The sequence below is a fragment of the Pseudomonas sp. FSL R10-2964 genome, assembly GCF_009600035.1.
Lineage (GTDB): Bacteria > Pseudomonadota > Gammaproteobacteria > Pseudomonadales > Pseudomonadaceae > Aquipseudomonas > Aquipseudomonas bubulae.
Genome location: NZ_WIWH01000003.1, coordinates 95,936 through 115,059, shown reverse-complemented (window position 1 = coordinate 115,059; position 19,124 = coordinate 95,936). Strand labels below are relative to the sequence as shown.

The window sequence follows — 19,124 nt, the reverse complement described above, 5'->3', positions numbered from 1 at the left end:
ATCGCAGGCAAGCCACACACATGAAAATCAAAAGCCAGGCATACCTCTGCAATTGACGGCCCAACAGGGCTGTGGTTTCCTACACATCTTGTATCAGGTGCCCTTCACAGGGTGAAACGGGAAACCGGTGCGTCAGGCTTTTGCCCTGACAAGTCCGGCGCTGCCCCCGCAACGGTAAGCGAGAGAAACATCACGTCCACTGTGCCACTGGCATGGGAAGGAGATGTTTGCAGGTTCAGCCCATGAGCCCCTCGCAAGCCCGGAGACCGGCCTGATTATTTCGAATAACAAACCCGCGGTGGGCGGGCGCTGTTAAACCCTGCGAGCTTCGTTCGCGGGGTTTTCTTGCGCTTTGCTGCCCGTCGTCCGACCCGAGGCAAGCGCCATGTCCATCAGCACCAGCCGTACCCACTCCGCTGCGAGTAGCACCACCCAAAGCCAACGTATCGTGGCCGCTGTCGGCGCTGCCGTACTGGGCGCTTTGCTCGTTTACTTCGCCGGTTTTTCGCATATCGATGCCGTGCACAACGCAGCTCATGACACCCGTCACAGCTCCGCCTTTCCGTGCCATTGAGACTGCCTGCCATGATCACGCGTATCGCTCGAACGGCAGGCTTTACCGGCCTGCTTTCCGCCCTGCTGCTGACCCTGCTGCAAAGCTTTTGGGTTGCCCCGCTGATTCTGCAGGCCGAAACCTACGAAAAGCCCGCAGCTAGCGAAGTGCACGAACATGCCGACATGGCCATGCCTGCACATGAGCATGACGCCGAGGCCTGGGAGCCGGAAGATGGCTGGCAACGTGTACTGTCGACAACCGGTGGCAACCTCGTGGTCGCCGTCGGTTTTGCCCTGATGCTGGCGGGCCTGTACACCCTGCGCGCACCCGCCCGCACATCCCAGGGCCTGCTCTGGGGCCTGGCCGGCTATGCCGTGTTCTGCCTGGCACCGACCATGGGCTTGCCGCCTGAACTGCCGGGCACTGCCGCGGCGGATCTGTTGCAACGCCAGCTCTGGTGGGTCAGCACTGCAGCCTCGACGGCCGTGGCCATTGCCTTGCTGGTATTTGGCAAGCATTGGGCACTCAAAGTGCTGGGTGTGGCGATTGTGCTGGTGCCGCATCTCTTTGGCGCGCCGCAGCCGCTGGTGCATTCAAGCCTGGCACCTGAGGCACTGGAGTCGCAGTTCAAAATTGCCGCGCAACTGACCAACCTGGCCTTCTGGCTGGCCCTGGGCGTGATCAGCGCCTGGCTGTTCCGGCGCAATCCTGCAGGTCAGTACTCGGCATGACAGCGACCGGCGCAGCGCCAAGCCTGGTGATTGGCCTGGGTTGTCGCCGGGGTTGCAGCGCACAAGCGCTATTGGCGTTGATCGAAGACAGCCTGAGCCAGGCCGGCATTGCACTGAGTGCGATCCGTGCCCTGGCCAGTATTGACCTCAAGCGCCACGAGCCCGGGCTGCTGCAACTGGCAACAGAGCTAAACCTCGAGCTGGAACTGTTCAGTGCCGCGCAAATGGCCGAGTTTTCACCCCGGCTCAGCCATCGCTCGGCTACCGCGTTCGCACAAACCGGTTGCTTTGGCATTGCCGAAAGTGCTGCCCTGGCCCTGGCCACACAGCTGGCCGGGGCACCGGCGGCTTTGTTGATCACACGTAAAAAAACCTCCATGGCGACCTTTGCGTTAGCCTGCGCCCGGTAAAACCCGCGATAATCCCCCTCCTCACTATGAGCGTTGTTCACGAACAGCTCTATCTCGACCTTTTCAAGAGACTGCCATGACCGTTTATTTCATCGGCGCCGGGCCCGGCGATCCAGAGCTGATTACTGTCAAGGGCCAGCGCCTGATTCGCAGCTGCCCGCTGATCATTTATGCAGGTTCACTGGTGCCGCAAGCGGTCCTGACAGGCCACCAGGCCGAGCAAGTGATCAATAGCGCCGAGCTGCACCTTGAACAGATCATCGAGCTGATCAAGGTGGCCGACGCCAAAGGCCAGGATGTGGCCCGCGTACACTCCGGCGACCCGAGCCTGTATGGCGCGATTGGTGAACAGATACGCTGCCTGCGCGAGCTGGGCATCGCTTTTGAAATCATTCCGGGAGTGACGGCCACGGCGGCCTGCGCAGCCATTTTGGGAGCGGAACTGACCCTGCCTGATATTTCCCAGACCGTGATCCTGACCCGCTATGCGGAGAAAACCGTGATGCCCGCCGGCGAAGAACTGGCCAGCCTGGCACAGCACAAGGCAACCATGGCGATTCATCTGGGGGTCAAGAATCTGGACAAAATCGTTGCCGAGCTGATCCCGCACTACGGTAGCGACTGCCCTATTGCCGTGATTCACCGTGCCAGTTGGCCAGATCAGGACTGGGTGCAAGGTACGCTGGCGGATATTGCGGCCAAGGTTCAGGCCAAGGGCTTCCGGCGTACCGCGCTGATTCTGGTGGGCCGGGTGCTGGCCAATGACAGTTTCGCCGAGTCGTCGCTGTACCGGGCGGGGCATGCACACTTGTATCGACCTTGAGTGCGGCCTGAGGGCTTTTAAACAACCATAAAAAACGGTGCTCACGGGGCACCGTTTTTTCTTCAGCTTCGCAGCGAACGCCCTGTTAGTAGTAGGCGTTTTCTTTCTGCGAGTGGTCGGTCACGTCACGTACGCCTTTGAGCTCCGGCACACGCTCCAGCAAGGTGCGCTCGATGCCTTCACGCAAGGTCACGTCCGCCTGGCCGCAGCCCTGGCAACCGCCACCGAACTTGAGCACCGCGATACCATCTTCAACCACTTCGATCAGGCTGACCTGACCACCGTGGCTGGCCAAACCGGGATTGATCTCGGTTTGCAGGTAGTAGTTGATGCGCTCGTTGATCGGGCTGTCGGCGTTGACCATCGGCACTTTGGCGTTTGGCGCCTTGATGGTCAGCTGACCACCCATACGGTCCGTTGCGTAGTCCACCACGGCATCGTCCAGGAACGGTTCACTGAAAGAATCGATCCAGGCCGTGAAGCTTTTCAGGCCAATGGCGGTGTCTTCAGGTTTGACTTCAGCCGGCTTGCAGTAGGCAATGCAGGTTTCAGCGTACTGAGTACCGGGTTGGGTGATAAAAACGCGGATACCGATACCCGGGGTGTTCTGCTTGGACAGCAGATCAGCCAGGTAATCGTGGGCAGCGTCGGTAATCGTTATGGCGCTCATGGAATCTCCTCGCAGACATGGGACGCAGTTTACGCCAATCGGCGCGCCTGACAAAGTCCTAGTGTTTTTGTCAGGAAAGCTGCGTCCCATTCGTTCAATTTCAACCGTCCCTTTACAGGTTTTCGTAACGGTTCATGTCCAGTACGCCCGCTTCCACCGGGTCGGTTTCATTGATGTACTGGCCTATATCATGAAAGTAATGCCAAAACTGCGGGTGGCTGCGGCGGATGCCCCAACGCTCGACGATGGTGTCGAACGTTGCCTGATCCTTGCATTGCTCCATGGCCTCGACAAAGGCTTCGACCTGATCCGCAGGGATGTTGAACATGAAATTGGGGTAGCTGCTCAGCACTCCCGGGTAGATGGTCAAGGTGTCCAGCCCCGGCTCAAGGCGGTACTCCTCGCCCAGCATAAAGGCCACGTTGGTGTGAGCACGGTTGCGCAACATGCTATACATCTCGCGCTTGCCGTCTGCACCTTCGATACGCAGCATGGTGGCTTCAGGCAATTGATTGATCACGTCCAGCCCGGCAGCAGGCCGCGAGGTCAAACGGCTGAGCGCTTGCTCGGCGTATTTGAATTCCTGCGCAATATTGGGCCGTGAGCAGTATGCACCCGAGCAGCGGTTGATCGGGTCGGGACGCGCATTCAGGGTGCCGGTGCGCTCAATCAGCTTGAGGGCGAAGTCACGCTTGGGGTTGGCCGGGTCGAGCTTCATGCCGGTCGGAGTGTCTGTGTCAATTTTCTGGTAGTCCATCCACATCTTCAGCTTGCCGCTGTTCTGATACCAATCGCTGAGGATCGACGCTCTGGAATCGGCGGGCATCAGGCGCAGGAAGTTGACTTCGGCACCGTTGCGGATCAAGTCAAAGTACAGACGGGTCTGAGCCTGGTGCGAGACATTGCCGAATACGTCGAAGTTGACTGCCAACTGGTAGTAGGTGCGCTCCAGCAACGGGTAGTCGAACAGCCACATGGTTTGCGGAATCTCGCCGATCAGGCCCTTGCTCACACTGGCGCTGTCAAAGTGGCGGAATACCGTGAGCAAGGCGTTGTCGTTGCCCGCCCACAGGGTCGACCAGCTTGGAGGCGGCATATCGGCATAGGCCTTTTGCCGCAGCTTTTCATAGTCGTTACGCTTGTCGCGGTAGTTGTGCCACAGCGAAATAACGCTGCCAACGTCGTCGATCTGCCCGGGCATTGCCAGCAAGGGCGTTGCCAGGCCGCGATACACCGCGTCGGTGACATAACGGTCGCGGGCAGGCTCCTGAAACACGGTCCAGAAGTTGTCGCGGATTACATCGGTGGCAATTTGACCACGGCATACCGGCCCGCGGATAAAGGTGCGCACAAAGTATTCAGCGTTATCGAGCATAAATTGATAGCGCGCGACTGCCGGGATAGCCTCAAAGGTTTCAAACGGATTGGCACGCCCGCGTGGCCCGTAACCCGGCAGTTTGGTGGCATGCCAGTCGCCGCTGTAGAACAGCTGCTTGACCCGCGCCAGCTTATGCGCCCCCATCGGGTAGGTGATATGGGTCTTGTGCACGATCACGCCCTGCACCGGCTGCAAGCGATAGTAAAACGCCGTGCCCGGGTCATCGTTGGGGCGACGGGTGGCGATCAGGTCGACAGGTTGCCCGCTGGGCGTGCGCGAGCGCACCCATTGGAAATAATGCCCCGGCACACCGTTGTCAAAATAGGTATGGGCAAGAAACAGATGCTCGTACAACCAGCGCGCCACCAGTGCTTCGGTGGAACCCGGACGGTTGAACAGCTCTTCCCACTCGGCAATTTGCGCAGCCTCGACCGCTGTGGGCTTGATGGCCTGCTGATCAACTTTAGCGCCCTGCGCCAGCCAGGTCTGCACGGTGCTGTATTGCTGGTCGGTCAGGCCGGTAACGGCCAGCGGCATACCCTCCCTGGGATGGCTCTGGGCATAGGCATTGAACTCACCGGGCGCCGGGCAGACGTTTTCGCGGTTCAGGCCCAGGACGATGTCTTCGGGCAATTTGGCATTCGGGGTCAACGGCGTGCTATGCCCCAGCTCCAGCATGCGGGCCATCAGGGCTGCTTGAGCGCCCTGGGCGTCGAGTACCGAGTAAAAGCCCTTGTTGCGCCATTCATTGGGGCCGCTGGCATCGTAGAAAATCCGCGTTGGTGCCACGGCATCCACCCGGTCGCCCTTGTAGACCGGTACCTTGCTGGCACCGCGGGTCGCGCCCTCTGCACTGCCGAGGTTGAGCTGGCAGGCCGCATCATTGCAGGCGTGACAGGCAACGCATTTTTCGGTGAGGATCGGCTGGATATCCCGCGTATAGGAAATAGCCGGGCTGACCAACGGGGCCTGTGCCAACGCTGTACTGCACACCACCAGCGTCACGGCGCTGGTGAGTAGGCGAAAAAACATGTGCCATTGTCCTGATATCAAAAATATGTCGCGATTCTACCTGTCGAACAAACGTCGGAACATGAATCAAATTCATGTAAAACAGCAGACGCTCAAATCCCACGCAGGTTTGTTATGATTTCGCATCTTTTGCATGGCTCTAACAGGTAGTCCTATGTCTGACCGCAGCGCTCGTCTCCAAGCACTTCAGCAAGCCCTCAAAGAGCGCATTCTGATTCTCGATGGCGGCATGGGCACTATGATCCAAAGCTACCGTCTAGAGGAACACGACTATCGTGGCACACGCTTCGCCGACTGGCCGAGCGACGTCAAGGGTAACAACGACCTTCTGGTGCTCACCCGCCCCGACGTGATCGGCTCGATTGAAAAGGCCTATCTGGATGCCGGTGCCGATATTCTCGAAACCAACACCTTCAATGCTACCCAGGTTTCCCAGGCCGACTACGGCATGCAGGCACTGGCCTACGAGCTAAACGTAGAAGGCGCCCGCCTGGCGCGCAAGGTGGCTGATGCCAAAACGCTGGAAACCCCGGACAAACCACGCTTTGTTGCCGGTGTACTGGGCCCGACCAGCCGCACCTGCTCGCTGTCCCCGGACGTAAACAACCCCGGCTACCGCAACGTGACTTTCGATGAGCTGGTGGAGAACTACACCGAAGCCAGCAAAGGCCTGATCGAAGGCGGCGCCGACCTGATCCTGATCGAGACCATCTTCGACACCCTCAATGCCAAGGCCGCGATTTTCGCCGTACAGGGCGTTTTCGAAGAGCTGGGTGTCGAGTTGCCGATCATGATTTCCGGCACCATTACCGACGCCTCCGGGCGTACCCTGTCGGGCCAGACCACCGAAGCGTTCTGGAACTCGGTGGCCCACGCCAAACCGATTTCCGTGGGTTTGAACTGCGCCCTGGGTGCCAGCGAACTGCGTCCGTACCTCGAAGAGCTGTCGAACAAGGCCAGCACCTACGTCTCGGCGCACCCCAACGCCGGCCTGCCCAACGAATTCGGCGAGTACGACGAACTGCCGGCGGAAACCGCCAAGGTCATTGAAGAGTTCGCCCAGAGCGGTTTCCTCAACATTGTCGGCGGTTGCTGCGGCACCACGCCGGGGCATATCCAGGCCATCGCCAACGCCGTAGCCGGTTATGCTCCGCGCCCGATCCCGGACATTCCAAAGGCCTGCCGTCTCTCCGGGCTTGAACCGTTCACCATCGATCGCAGCTCGTTGTTCGTCAACGTCGGCGAGCGAACCAACATCACCGGTTCTGCCCGCTTCGCCCGGCTGATTCGCGAAGACAACTACACCGAAGCCCTGGAAGTGGCCCTGCAACAGGTTGAAGCCGGTGCGCAGATCATCGACATCAACATGGACGAGGGCATGCTGGACTCGAAGAAGGCCATGGTGACCTTCCTCAACCTGATCGCCGGCGAGCCGGATATCAGCCGCGTACCGATCATGATCGACTCCTCCAAGTGGGAAGTGATCGAAGCGGGCCTCAAGTGCATCCAGGGCAAGGGCATCGTCAACTCGATCAGCATGAAAGAAGGCGTCGAGCAGTTCATTCATCACGCCAAACTGTGCAAACGCTATGGTGCCGCCGTGGTGGTGATGGCTTTCGACGAAGCCGGCCAGGCCGACACCGAGGCGCGCAAAAAAGAAATCTGCAAACGCTCCTACGACATTCTGGTCAACGAAGTGGGCTTCCCGCCGGAAGACATCATTTTCGACCCGAACATCTTTGCCGTGGCCACCGGCATTGAAGAACACAACAACTACGCTGTGGACTTCATCAATGCCTGTGCCTATATCCGCGACGAACTGCCCTATGCCCTGACCTCGGGCGGTGTATCCAACGTATCGTTCTCGTTCCGTGGCAACAACCCGGTTCGTGAGGCGATCCACTCGGTGTTCCTGCTGTATGCGATCCGCAACGGCCTGACCATGGGTATCGTCAACGCCGGCCAGCTGGAAATCTATGACCAGATCCCGGCCGAGTTGCGCGATGCCGTGGAAGACGTGGTGCTCAACCGTACCCCGGATGCCACCGACAACCTGCTGGCGATTGCCGACAAGTACAAGGGCGATGGCAGCGTCAAGGAAGCCGAAACCGAAGAGTGGCGCAGCTGGGACGTCAACAAGCGTCTGGAGCATGCACTGGTCAAGGGCATTACCACCCATATCGTTGAAGACACCGAAGAGTCGCGCCTGTCGTTCAAGCGCCCGATCGAAGTGATCGAAGGCCCGCTGATGTCGGGCATGAACATCGTCGGCGACCTGTTCGGTGCGGGCAAAATGTTCCTGCCCCAGGTGGTCAAGTCTGCCCGCGTGATGAAACAGGCCGTGGCCCACTTGATCCCGTTTATCGAACTGGAAAAAGGCGACAAACCGGAAGCCAAGGGCAAGATCCTGATGGCCACGGTCAAGGGCGACGTGCATGACATCGGCAAGAATATTGTCGGCGTGGTGCTTGGCTGTAACGGCTACGACATCGTTGACCTGGGCGTGATGGTGCCGGCAGAGAAAATCCTGCAGGTAGCCAAAGAGCAGAAGTGCGACATTATCGGCCTTTCCGGCCTGATCACGCCGTCGCTGGATGAAATGGTGCATGTTGCCCGCGAGATGCAGCGTCAGAACTTCCACTTGCCACTGATGATCGGCGGTGCGACTACATCCAAGGCGCACACCGCAGTCAAGATCGAACCCAAGTATCAGAACGATGCCGTGATCTATGTCACCGACGCTTCTCGCGCCGTGGGCGTGGCCACGCAATTGCTGTCCAAGGAACTGAAACCGGCCTTTGTTCAGAAAACCCGCGAAGAGTACGTTGAGGTCCGCGAACGCACCGCCAATCGTAGTGCCCGCACCGAGCGCCTGAGCTACCCGGCATCGATCGCCAAAAAACCGCAGTTCGACTGGGCCGGCTACCAGCCGGTCAAACCGACCTTCACCGGTGCCAAGGTACTGGACAATATCGACCTCAAGGTACTGGCCGAGTACATCGACTGGACGCCGTTCTTTATTTCCTGGGACCTGGCTGGAAAATTCCCGCGCATCCTCACCGACGAAGTCGTCGGCGAAGCGGCCACGGCGCTGTATGCCGATGCCCAGGAAATGCTCAAAAAACTGATCGACGAGAAGCTGATCAGCGCCCGGGCAGTGTTCGGTTTCTGGCCGGCCAATCAGGTTAACGATGACGATTTGGAACTGTACGGTGACGATGGCCAGCCATTGGCCAAACTGCATCACTTGCGCCAGCAGATCATCAAGACCGACGGCAAGCCGAACTTCTCCCTGGCCGACTTTGTCGCACCCAAGGACAGCGGCGTGACCGACTACGTGGGCGGTTTTATCACTACCGCAGGCATCGGTGCCGAAGAAGTGGCCAAGGCGTATCAGGACGCGGGGGACGACTACAACTCGATCATGGTCAAGGCCCTGGCCGATCGTCTCGCCGAGGCCTGCGCAGAGTGGCTGCACCAGCAGGTGCGGACCCGCTACTGGGGCTACGCCAAGGATGAGCAGTTGGCCAATGAAGAGCTGATCAAGGAGCAATACAGCGGTATCCGCCCTGCTCCCGGCTACCCGGCTTGCCCGGACCACACCGAGAAAGCCACCCTGTTCAAGCTGCTGGATCCGGAGGCCGAAGAGATGCGTGCGGGCAAAAGCGGCGTGTTCCTGACCGAGCACTACGCCATGTTCCCGGCGGCAGCGGTTAGCGGCTGGTACTTCGCACATCCGCAAGCGCAGTACTTTGCGGTGGGCAAGGTCGACAAGGACCAGATCGAAAGCTACACGGCGCGCAAAGGGCAAGATTTGAGCGTGACCGAGCGCTGGCTGGCGCCAAACCTGGGGTATGATAACTAACAGGTAGCAACGCTTCCGACACCCTGCAGTCGCTGCCGGATGCGATCGATGACCAATCGATCGCAATGTCCGGCAACGACGACAGTCACTATGGGTTAATCAGGCTGCGTGGACAGCGTTGCGAGAACCTCTCCCGAGAGACGTTCACGCAAAAGTTGCTCTTCGCTGCGCTTGCGCTCATCCAGAGCGCCAAGCTCCTGTTGATACACCTCCCCGAGATCGGCATGTCGGTCTTCCAGCGCTTTATGCTCCACTTCAAAACGTTCCTCCAGAGCCAGGAATTCCTCTGGATACTGGCGCTTGAGGTAATTGATCCAGTAGCCCTGCAGGATCAACTGCTCCATAAAGGCCGGAGAATTTTCGGCTGCCTTTATTTTCAAATAAGCACTTTCAATCTCTTGCTCAGTGACTTTCGCCGCATGGCTGTATTGCATGCCCCTGGGCTGCGCAGGCAGGTCGAGGCGCTCGCTCAGGCTAATGCGATAGGCCAGTCGAACCTCCGCAGCGTCCGCTCCACGGCGTGATTGATAGGCAAATTGCGCGACCTCCTCCACTTGCCCCAAGCGAAACAGGCGCCGGCCCAGCTCGAGCAACGCAGGCCCTTCCTGGCCAGCCACCACTGAGCGCAGGGCATTGAACTCAAACACCTTCACTTCCAGATCGCTGAACAGCAGGATTCGACCATCGCCACAGGTCACATCGGAATGACCGATGATAAATAGCTCGTCGCGTAACTGGCTATCGGATGCAGCTGCCTGCAGTACATTCCAGACCCGCCGGGTCAGGCCCGGTCTGTCCTGGATATAGTCCTGGGTGAATTGCAGCTGATCCAGCAAATAGAACAGCCCCCTGCTCTCCTTTTGCGCCAGCAGGTCGTCCCAGATCACTGGCCTCGGCGAGCCTTGCGGCTCCCCCACACACCAGCGGGCCTTTTGCTCGGCCAGTTGCTCGGGTGTCAGGTGCTCCAGATGATCGAGGTTTTCGTCGACACCAGCGGCCCCGTACTCAGGCTCATCACTGCTGAGCGAAGCGTTATCGGAGAAGGCCAGGCCGTCTTCAATGTCCTCAAGGGAGCATCCGAGGTCATTGCCCGAAAAGCTCCTGTAGTCTCTTAAGGTTGCATAGCCTGATGTGGAGAGCAGGTTATGGGACAAATCAGTATGAGCCATCAATGCGTCGTTATCGCCCTCAAACAGCTCAACAGGGATCGTATCGATCTGGTTGTTGCTCAGGTTGAGGGTTCTGAGGGTCGGGGTTGTGAGTACCCGGGTCGGCCAGCGCATCAGCCTGTTCCCCCTCAGGTTCAGGGTTTGCAATTCGCTCATGCCAGTAAGGTCAAATGTGTCGAGCCTGTTGTAGCTCAGATCCAGCCATTCCAGGTGCGCCAGTGATTGCAACTGACGACTCAAGCCCTCCTCGTCCTGCAAGCGGTTGTGGGCAGCCTCCAGCCGGGTGAGGTTTTCAAGCGAGCCGATTCCCTCCGGCAAACGGGTCAGCTCATTATTATTGAGGTGCAAGGTACGCAAGCCGGGAAATTCGCGGATAAACCCTTGCGAGCCCCCGGCAGTAATGCGTACACCGCTGAGGTTCAGTGTGGTGATATGCGTCTGGAACACATTCAGCGGCGGTATATCCCCCAGGCACAGGTCCGAGAAGTCCAGGGTATGCACAGACTCGGGCTGCGCCGTTGTGACGGTCTCCAGCCCATCGCGCCAGGCCTGCATGATCCTGTCAGCCGCACGCCTGCGATCGACGGCACTGACCCAGCGTCCGCTTTCCCTGTGGCCCGGAATATTGATCCAGCCATTCAGGCGCTGGACCAGAGCGTCGTATTGGTGATTCCACTCGGCAAGCCGGGCGTCGATTTCCAGCACACCCATGCCACGGGCCTGCATCTGTTCAAGGTATTGCACTGCATCATGCAGGCTCAGATCGGGATGGATCCTTTGCAGCAGGGTGGTGCGGTTCAATTCCGGGGCACCGGGCTGAAATATCGGTGCGGGGCTCAACAAGACTTCATCCGTCTTCAATACTGGAGCGGCCGCCAACAACAGGTCAGGCCTGTCAGCGACAATGGCAGGGAAAAACTCGGGCGTTCCCCCGGTCCTGCGTGCTGCCAGTAATCCGATCGCTATATTGCCTGCCGTGTCGCGTCCCGAACGTTGGGCATAAGCCAGCAAATCGGCACAGCTTTGCGCATCCAGCTGGCAACCATTCAACTTCACCCCCTGCATCAGTGCCTCATGACCCACGAGAGCCGTCGCAGGGACCGTCCTGATTGCGCTGTTGCTCATATCCAGAAACCGCAACCGGGGCAGATCAAAAACCCCGGCTGGCCAGCTGCGAATGGCCGTATGACTGAGATCAAGCGACTCCAGCTTGGTCAGCGCCCCGATATCCAGCGCTGTCACCCGGTTGCCCTGCAGATTCAAGCGCACGAGCCCACGCAGGCCACTCAAGTGCATCTGCAACGAGGGGCTCATCACCAACTCGTTGTGCGCCAGGTTGAGGTCTGTGAGCTGGCGCAAATCACCCAGAGCATTTGGCAGCAAATCCAGGCCGTTGCGGCTCAGGTCCAACTCCCGGAGCTGGCCGAACGCCTGCAGAAACCGATCCATTTCCTCGACAGCCACCTCCAGCTCGCTCAAGTTAAGACGATGGACGTGGGCAAACGCCTGCCCCCCCGGCACAGGTGGCAGAGAACTGATTATTTCGTCTGCCAGATCCAGCTCCTGATTTACAGTACTGACCCGCCAGGAAGGCCCGGCGCCAGCATCCTCCAACCCCAGTCGGGGTGAAATTCCAGCACGCCAGCAGCGCTGAATCTTGTCAGCCGCTTGCCTGCGCAACAGCGTTTGCGTCGTCTCAGGATCCTGAGATACCCAGGCCTCCAGAGCCTCGGAAAACCTGTAGTGCTCTTCATGCAAGCCGTTAACGCGCCGCATCAGCTCAGCCACGGCTTGTTCGCCAAGGGTCCACCGCGCAATTACCGTACTGGCAAACAGTCGGTCATGGGGCATGAAACGGGTCAGGCAACCTGTGCAGTAAGCGATTGTCCATTTCTCCAGATCCACCGTTCGCACAGGATGGGTACGCAGGCGCTCGTAGGCTCTTATGGCCGTTGACGGCTCAATGCCTGACCAATCCAGAAGCAAGCCCGCCCATAACTGCTGATGTCCGGTGAACAGCTCATCGGGCAACGTTGTTATCGAAGTTCCAAACAGGTCCAGGGTTTCAAGATCAGTGAGATCCAACAGGCCTGCTGGCCACTGAACAAGTCGTCCTTTGACCTGCAATTGCCGCAGCCGCGGCCAGCCACTGACATCCAGCGTTTCCAGTGCCCCCTGCACAGACAGGCATTCGATCTGCCCAAGGGTTGTCAGCCGGTCCATGAACTCACGGGTCAAGCCCTGCCAGTCGGCTTCCAGTGACAGCTCGCTGACCGTGGGCAACTGCGCCAATGCATCGGCAACGGGCATCATCTGTGATCGCTGAAGGCTTATTTCCAGGCGCTCCACGCTGGGGAAGCGCTTGACAAATCCGGCATCGGGCTCGCTCACCATCAGGTCGGCGCTCAGCCGCAATGTCCGCACATGGGAAAAGTCAGCGTCCAGTACAGGAAATTCACTCGCCCAGCTAAGGTCAAATTCAAGATCCAGATAAGCAAAAGGTTCAATACGACTCAGTACACCCTCCCGCCAACAACCTACCAGCCTGTCAGCCGTCAAGCGCCGCATCCGTTGGTTAAAGGGCCCGTTGGCTGCGCTCGACCACTGCTCCAGTGTGGTACGCAATGTGTCCAGCTCACGTTGGCGACTGGCTAGAAAATCGAATATATGCTGGGCAGACTCTCCGTCGTCGATGCGCTTGCGCACATAGGCCTCGGCCTGTTCGTCGCTGATCTGCGGGCAAATATCGCGCACACGGCTTATCAACGACGGACTTACGTCAAAGGCTGCCCCTTTGCCCGACAAGGCATAGCCGATCCGACCATTGATTCTCTGCAAGGCGGGTCTTGCTGCCACAGGATGCAATTTCAGCGTGCGGGCCATTTCCCTGCGATGCGAAGTGGCGTAGCGAGCCACTGCAGCCGGGCTGACGACGCTTTGACTGGCGCTCAGGTGCAACATTGCCTCAATGGCCAGACGCTCACTGTCGACATTCGCCAGCCCCGGCACATACAGGCCGGCCAGCGCCCGGTTCAAACGGCCCTGTTGCGCGTACTCACGCGCCAGCCGGTCCAGCCGCCTCGACCCCCGACCTGTCCGGCGCAGGCGTGCCACATCATTCTCACCGGCAAGCTCAAGCACTTCCTGAGCCGCAAACTCAGACAGCATGGGAAATCGTCGACGTACTAATTCGACATTGGCTAGAGCCGTCCGGCCTGTGCCGGTCAGACGGGCAAGCAGTGCGTGCTTGCCCGCTCTTGTGCCATCGACCAGCATGCCCAGCTCCCGCTCAACCCGGTATTGTTGCAATGTGTCCCTCAACAAAGCAGGCACGGGCAGGCAGTCCACATGCACCCTGCGCAAGGTTTCGTCACTGACAGCACTGATGTCGCCGATCTGCCCCAGTTCTTCATCATCGAACATGCGGGTCACGTGCCCCAGTCGACGCAGCAAGGTCGGGCGCTCCCATTGCAAGGGCTGTTCATGCTCGAGACGCCAGGCTCCTTCATGGTTATGCATGAGGATTGGCTGATAAGCATTTTCGTCGCTCGGATGCTTTATCCTCCAGGCATTAAGCTGCTGATCGAAGGCCTGCTCGTAGAACTGTCGGCCCACCTGGACCCAGGTTTTGCCGTCTGCCCGATACTGGCCCAGAGCATTGGGCTCAAGCCGGGTATTGAGCGGCAACTGGCATTGATAGGCCTCGATTTCGGGCCGCCACAGACGGGTTTCACCGTTGGGCAAGACGATTTGCCTGAACCTGTCGATCCCGGCGGACTCAGTCGCCAACCTGCCACTGGCTAAGTGGCCTGCAACCCCTGTTGCACCACTCAGCACGATATTCAGCGCAACGGACTCCACATGCGACCAGGCATCCTCGACATCGCCTGCCTGCCACGACTCGATGCCCTGGTAGATGTCCATACTCATCTGTAGAGCCATCACTGCCATCATGACCTCCCCTGCACCGGGGATTAAAAACGCTGCCACATTCAACACATCAAGACCAAGGCCAAGGTAGTCATCAAGACGCTGCTGCAAGCGCTTGCTGTCGGCATCGGCTGTGGGCACTGCAAGTGCCCGGGCATTGGCTTTGAGCCTGTCCAGATGAAGGGTATTGAGGGCCGTGAACAGCCCTGCTGATGACGTTTCGATGCTTACCAGCTCCAGCTTCAGGTCCACCTCATCAACATAATCTGCTGGCTCGATACCTCTCGGATCAGGCGTGGTCTTGTACAACTGATGATTCAATCGCTGCAAAAAAAGTGCGCCGTTCCCTTGGGGGACCAGACTGGCAAACAGCTGCTGATACGCGGGCAGACGCAAATTCAGACCCAGCTCATACTGAAATGCTTCCAGCGAGGGGTATTCTTTGAGTGCCGAGAACGGTGCCCCCGGGATATAGACCACCACGGGCTCAACCTCAGGTTTTTTCATCAGCGGCACACCGCTCAATCCGGTGCGCTCCCATTCCAGAACCGGCCACCTGGAACGATCCGGGCCGATAATCAACACCTCGTCCAAGACCTGGCCATAGAGCTGGAGCTGGCTGAACACTACAGGTTTTGCATATAACGACACGCGCGGTTGCTCCTCCAGCAACGTACTGATCATGGCAAAACCAGAGTCAGTGATATGCCGTTGCAGCAGTGCCCGATGCAAGCGTACGGCCAGCAGTGCTTTTTGCGCCCGGATCATTAGGGCGCGCACCGCTGGTGGAGCAAAAACCGCCTGCAGATGGGCCTGGTACTGCTGCCCCAAATCCAGGGATCTGCACAGCTGTGAGAACACTTCGGGTGACATGGGTAATGTTTCGCGGTAAGCAAAACCGGGAACCGGCCGAAGACTTTCCAACTCCTGTCGGAATCTGTGTGCCACAACCCCAGAACCATGCACCAGGGTGTCCGACACAATGGCCAGTTGATCAGGGCCCTTGTCTGGCTGGAACCGTTCGACAGGCAAAGCGCCCTGCGGCGCCAACGCGCTAAGTTGTCCTGCGACCCTTTGGGAAAAATCTTCACTGCCGTCAAAGTTGAGCAAGGCAGCCTGTAACAGGCTGTGTTGGCGCACGGGCTGATTGCGGCGCAGATAAAACAGCCGGTCTGTGTTGACGTCCATTGCCCGGCCTTGGCCAAGGTGACTGTGCAATGCCTCCTGCAAGCGGGGCTCGGCAAACTGGGTGATCCCCTGCAGGCCTTTCAGTGCCCTGGCCAAGGCCTGATTGGCAGCCCGGCTGCGAGCCTGGCTGTCGAGCAGGGCCTGACGCAGCCACCGTGGTGCGCGGTCGAGCCCATCGGCTGCTCCAGCCTCTGAAGCATGCGCCGGAAACAATCCCGGCTTGAGGCGTTTGATATCTGCCACAGCGCTGTGTTTGACCCAGGCGGGTATTCTGGATTTTATGAAGGCTGCGTGGGGCCCCGGCCCCGAGACAATGTACGAACTTTCCATGACCGGCTTCTTCCTGAAACGCATGTGAATGAGCGCCTCAGTACAACCGACAGTGCCCGGGCATGGGTGGTAGATAGTTAATGGGCCTTGAAGTTGACTACGCTATGGGATGTAGCCGTTCCAACCTCAGACAGCCGAGGCATCTATGAACGATCCTGCCGACAACAAGCCGCCGAGCTTCTGGCAAATGCTGCACAGCGTCATGGCCGCTGCCTTTGGCGTGCAAAGCGGAAAAAACAGGACTCGGGATTTTTCCCACGGAAAAGCCTCCCATTTCCTTATCATGGGGCTGCTATTTACCTTGGTGTTTGCCTTGACCCTGTACGGGATCGTCACGCTGGTGGTTCATCTGGCGGGGGTTTAGGGAGGCAAATTGGCGGCGCGTACCTGAGTGCCGGGCACGCGAAGGCCTGGGGGCCATGCACAACGTTGGCATTGTTGAGCATGCCAACGGCAGCGAGGGCGGCGCCAGGTAATGTCGACAAGCTCTTTAGCGGCTACATCCGCCTGATCAGCCTCGACCTTGCACGCTTGCTACTGGTGGCTGACCCAGTACACGGCAGTAGAAACCACCAGAATGATCAGGAAGAAAATGGCCCATGCATCGACCTTGCTGTCGCTTTTACGCGCTTTGACTGGAGTACTCATCGCATCGCCTTTTTTCGGTTTTATGGGTGATTGCTTGAAGTCCTTAAAACAGTTAAGTCCAGCAATGCCCTTTCCACAAGCAAGGGATTGAGAATCAAACGCTTATAGTCGTTTTGGTTCTTTGCATATGCTTAAACATCACTTTTGCGCATAACTACAAACTGGTATCGTGCCCCGCTCCTTGGGGAGTGCGCGGCCGTGCGCGCAGATAAGCTGTTAGCAGCCTGAGAACAGGACCTATATGTACGTATATGACGAGTACGATCAGCAGATCATCGAGGACCGCGTCAAGCAGTTCCGGGATCAGACCCGACGCTATCTGGCAGGTGAGCTGAGCGAAGAAGAGTTCCGCCCCCTGCGCCTGCAAAATGGCCTTTATGTTCAACGCTTTGCCCCAATGCTGCGGGTCGCTGTGCCTTATGGCCAGTTGACTTCGCGTCAGGCGCGAATGATGGCCAAAATCGCTCGTGACTATGACAAGGGCTATGCCCACATCAGTACCCGCCAGAACGTGCAATTCAACTGGCCTGCGCTGGAAGACATCCCGGACATCCTGGAAGAACTGGCCACCGTGCAGATGCACGCCATTCAGACCAGCGGCAACTGCCTGCGTAACGTCACCACCGACCAGTTCGCCGGTGTTGCTGCGGATGAACTGATCGATTCGCGCCCTTGGTGCGAAATCGTGCGTCAGTGGACGACTTTCCATCCGGAATTCGCCTACCTGCCACGCAAATTCAAAATTGCAATCAACGGTTCGACATCTGACCGTGCAGCCATTGAAGTGCATGACATCGGCCTGGAGCCGGTGCTCAACGACGCCGGCGAAGTGGGCTTCCGTGTACTGGTAGGTGGCGGCCTGGGCCGTACCCCGGTAATCGGTGCCTTCATCAATGAGTTCTTGCCGTGGCAAGACCTGTTGAGCTACCTCGAGGCCATCCTGCGTGTCTACAACCGCTATGGCCGTCGTGACAACAAGTACAAGGCGCGGATCAAGATTCTGGTCAAGGCGCTGACGCCTGAAGTGTTCGCCGAGCGTGTTGAGGCCGAAATGGTTCACTTGCGCGGCGGTTCGAACACCCTGACCGAAGCCGAAGTGCAGCGTATCGCCAAGCACTTCGTCGATCCTGACTACAAAGCCCTGCCCGACTTCGGCGCCGAACTGGCCGAACTCGACAAGCAGCACCCGGGTTTTGCCCGTTGGCGCGTACGCAACACGTTGGCCCACAAAAAACCGGGCTATGTCGCCGTTACTTTGTCGCTCAAACCTACAGGTGTAGCCCCGGGCGATGTGACCGACAAGCAGTGGGATGCCATCGCCGACATGGCCGACCGTTACAGCTTTGGCCAACTGCGTACTTCCCACGAGCAGAACATTATCCTGGCCGATGTCGAAGAGAGCCAGCTGTTCACCATGTGGGGCGAGTTGCGCGAAAATGGGTTCGCCACGCCCAACATCGGTTTGCTGACCGACATGATCTGCTGCCCTGGTGGTGACTTCTGCTCCCTGGCCAACGCCAAGTCGATCCCGATTGCCGAATCGATCCAGCGCCGCTTTGAAAACCTGGACTACCTGTTCGATATTGGCGAACTGGATCTGAACATTTCCGGTTGCATGAACGCCTGTGGTCACCACCACGTCGGGCATATCGGTATTCTCGGCGTAGATAAAAAAGGCGCCGAGTTCTATCAGGTATCCCTGGGTGGCAGTGCCAGCCGTGATGCCAGTCTCGGCAAGATTCTGGGCCCGTCCTTTGCCCAGGACGCCATGCCGGATGTGATTGAAAAGCTGATCGACGTCTATGTTGAAAAACGTACCGAAGACGAACGTTTTATCGATACCTACCAGCGTATCGGCATTGACCCTTTCAAGGAGCGCGTCTATGCAGCGAATAATTAAGAACAACCAGGTCATCGATGAAACCTGGCACTTGCTGCCCAAGGAAACCAGCTTTGACGAAATCTCCAACTGCGACGACTTGATCGTACCGTTGGTAATGTGGCGCGAACACGGCCACGCACTAAAGGCCCGCGACGGCGGCCTGGGCGTGTGGCTGGACAGCGACGAAGAAGCTGAAGAGCTGGGCGAGGACGTGGCGAACTTTCAGGTTATTGCCCTGAACTTCCCGGCTTTCACTGATGGCCGCAGTTATTCCAACGCCCGTTTGCTGCGTGACCGCTATGGTTATAAAGGCGAACTTCGCGCCATTGGCGATGTTCTGCGCGACCAGTTGTTCTATCTGCATCGCTGTGGCTTTGACGCATTCGCCATCCGTGCCGATAAAGACCCTTACGAAGCGCTGGAAGGCCTCAAGGACTTCTCGGTGACCTACCAGTCTTCAACCGACGAGCCGATGCCGCTGTTCCGTCGTCGCTGATGCTGCGGCTGGCCCT

At 58.5% G+C, this 19,124-nt stretch carries 11 protein-coding genes and 1 riboswitch; of the genes, 8 read left to right on the top strand and 3 right to left on the bottom strand.

Annotated elements, in window-relative coordinates; all coding sequences use genetic code 11:
* Positions 1-78 precede the first annotated feature (78 nt).
* Positions 79-290: riboswitch (cobalamin riboswitch) on the top strand.
* A gap of 95 nt (positions 291-385) precedes the next feature.
* The 4 genes from GHN92_RS02880 to cobM all read left to right on the top strand — a co-directional run bounded on the left by GHN92_RS02880 (position 386) and on the right by cobM (position 2,520).
* Positions 386-574, top strand: coding sequence for a CbtB domain-containing protein (locus GHN92_RS02880; RefSeq protein ID WP_095023582.1), 189 nt, complete (start codon positions 386-388; stop codon positions 572-574).
* Between the two features lie 11 nt (positions 575-585).
* Positions 586-1,287 (top strand): CbtA family protein, encoded by a 702-nt coding sequence (locus tag GHN92_RS02875; protein WP_153326175.1) that lies wholly within the window; start codon positions 586-588, stop codon positions 1,285-1,287.
* A complete protein-coding gene (locus tag GHN92_RS02870; protein WP_095039093.1) occupies positions 1,284-1,697 on the top strand; it encodes a cobalamin biosynthesis protein in 414 nt (137 codons plus the stop codon). Before GHN92_RS02875 ends, GHN92_RS02870 begins: the two co-directional genes overlap by 4 nt.
* Before the next feature lie 76 nt (positions 1,698-1,773).
* Positions 1,774-2,520 carry a precorrin-4 C(11)-methyltransferase gene (gene cobM / locus GHN92_RS02865; protein ID WP_095000399.1) on the top strand — a complete coding sequence of 249 codons (747 nt, stop codon included), beginning with the start codon at positions 1,774-1,776 and terminating at the stop codon, positions 2,518-2,520.
* Between the two features lie 85 nt (positions 2,521-2,605).
* Here the strand turns inward: cobM and nfuA are convergent, their stop codons facing one another.
* Both nfuA and GHN92_RS02855 read right to left on the bottom strand, forming a co-directional pair.
* The gene (gene nfuA, locus GHN92_RS02860; RefSeq protein WP_016781101.1) at positions 2,606-3,190 is read right to left on the bottom strand and encodes a Fe-S biogenesis protein NfuA; all 585 of its coding nucleotides are present in this window, start codon (positions 3,188-3,190) and stop codon (positions 2,606-2,608) included.
* A 112-nt stretch (positions 3,191-3,302) separates the two neighbouring features.
* Positions 3,303-5,600, bottom strand: a complete 2,298-nt coding sequence (locus GHN92_RS02855) for a fatty acid cis/trans isomerase (RefSeq protein ID WP_153379336.1) — start codon at positions 5,598-5,600, stop codon at positions 3,303-3,305.
* 154 nt (positions 5,601-5,754) lie between these two features.
* Here GHN92_RS02855 and metH point away from each other — a divergent pair, with 154 nt between their 5' ends.
* On the top strand, positions 5,755-9,465 hold the full coding sequence (gene metH, locus GHN92_RS02850) for a methionine synthase (RefSeq protein ID WP_153326171.1): 3,711 nt from the start codon (positions 5,755-5,757) through the stop codon (positions 9,463-9,465).
* 95 nt (positions 9,466-9,560) lie between these two features.
* On the opposite strand, the gene GHN92_RS02845 is transcribed toward metH, so the two are convergent.
* On the bottom strand, positions 9,561-16,082 hold the full coding sequence (locus GHN92_RS02845; protein ID WP_153379334.1) for an NEL-type E3 ubiquitin ligase domain-containing protein: 6,522 nt from the start codon (positions 16,080-16,082) through the stop codon (positions 9,561-9,563).
* A 145-nt stretch (positions 16,083-16,227) separates the two neighbouring features.
* Between GHN92_RS02845 and GHN92_RS02840 the strand changes: the two genes are divergently transcribed.
* From GHN92_RS02840 to GHN92_RS02830, 3 genes are all read left to right on the top strand, one after another.
* Complete coding sequence (locus tag GHN92_RS02840) at positions 16,228-16,446, top strand: DUF2970 domain-containing protein (protein ID WP_095000403.1); 219 nt, start codon at positions 16,228-16,230, stop codon at positions 16,444-16,446.
* 525 nt (positions 16,447-16,971) lie between these two features.
* On the top strand, positions 16,972-18,630 hold the full coding sequence (locus GHN92_RS02835) for a nitrite/sulfite reductase (protein WP_016781107.1): 1,659 nt from the start codon (positions 16,972-16,974) through the stop codon (positions 18,628-18,630).
* Entirely contained in the window at positions 18,614-19,108 is a 495-nt protein-coding gene (locus GHN92_RS02830) for a DUF934 domain-containing protein (RefSeq protein ID WP_095000404.1), read from the top strand. Before GHN92_RS02835 ends, GHN92_RS02830 begins: the two co-directional genes overlap by 17 nt.
* The last annotated feature ends 16 nt before the right edge of the window (positions 19,109-19,124 follow it).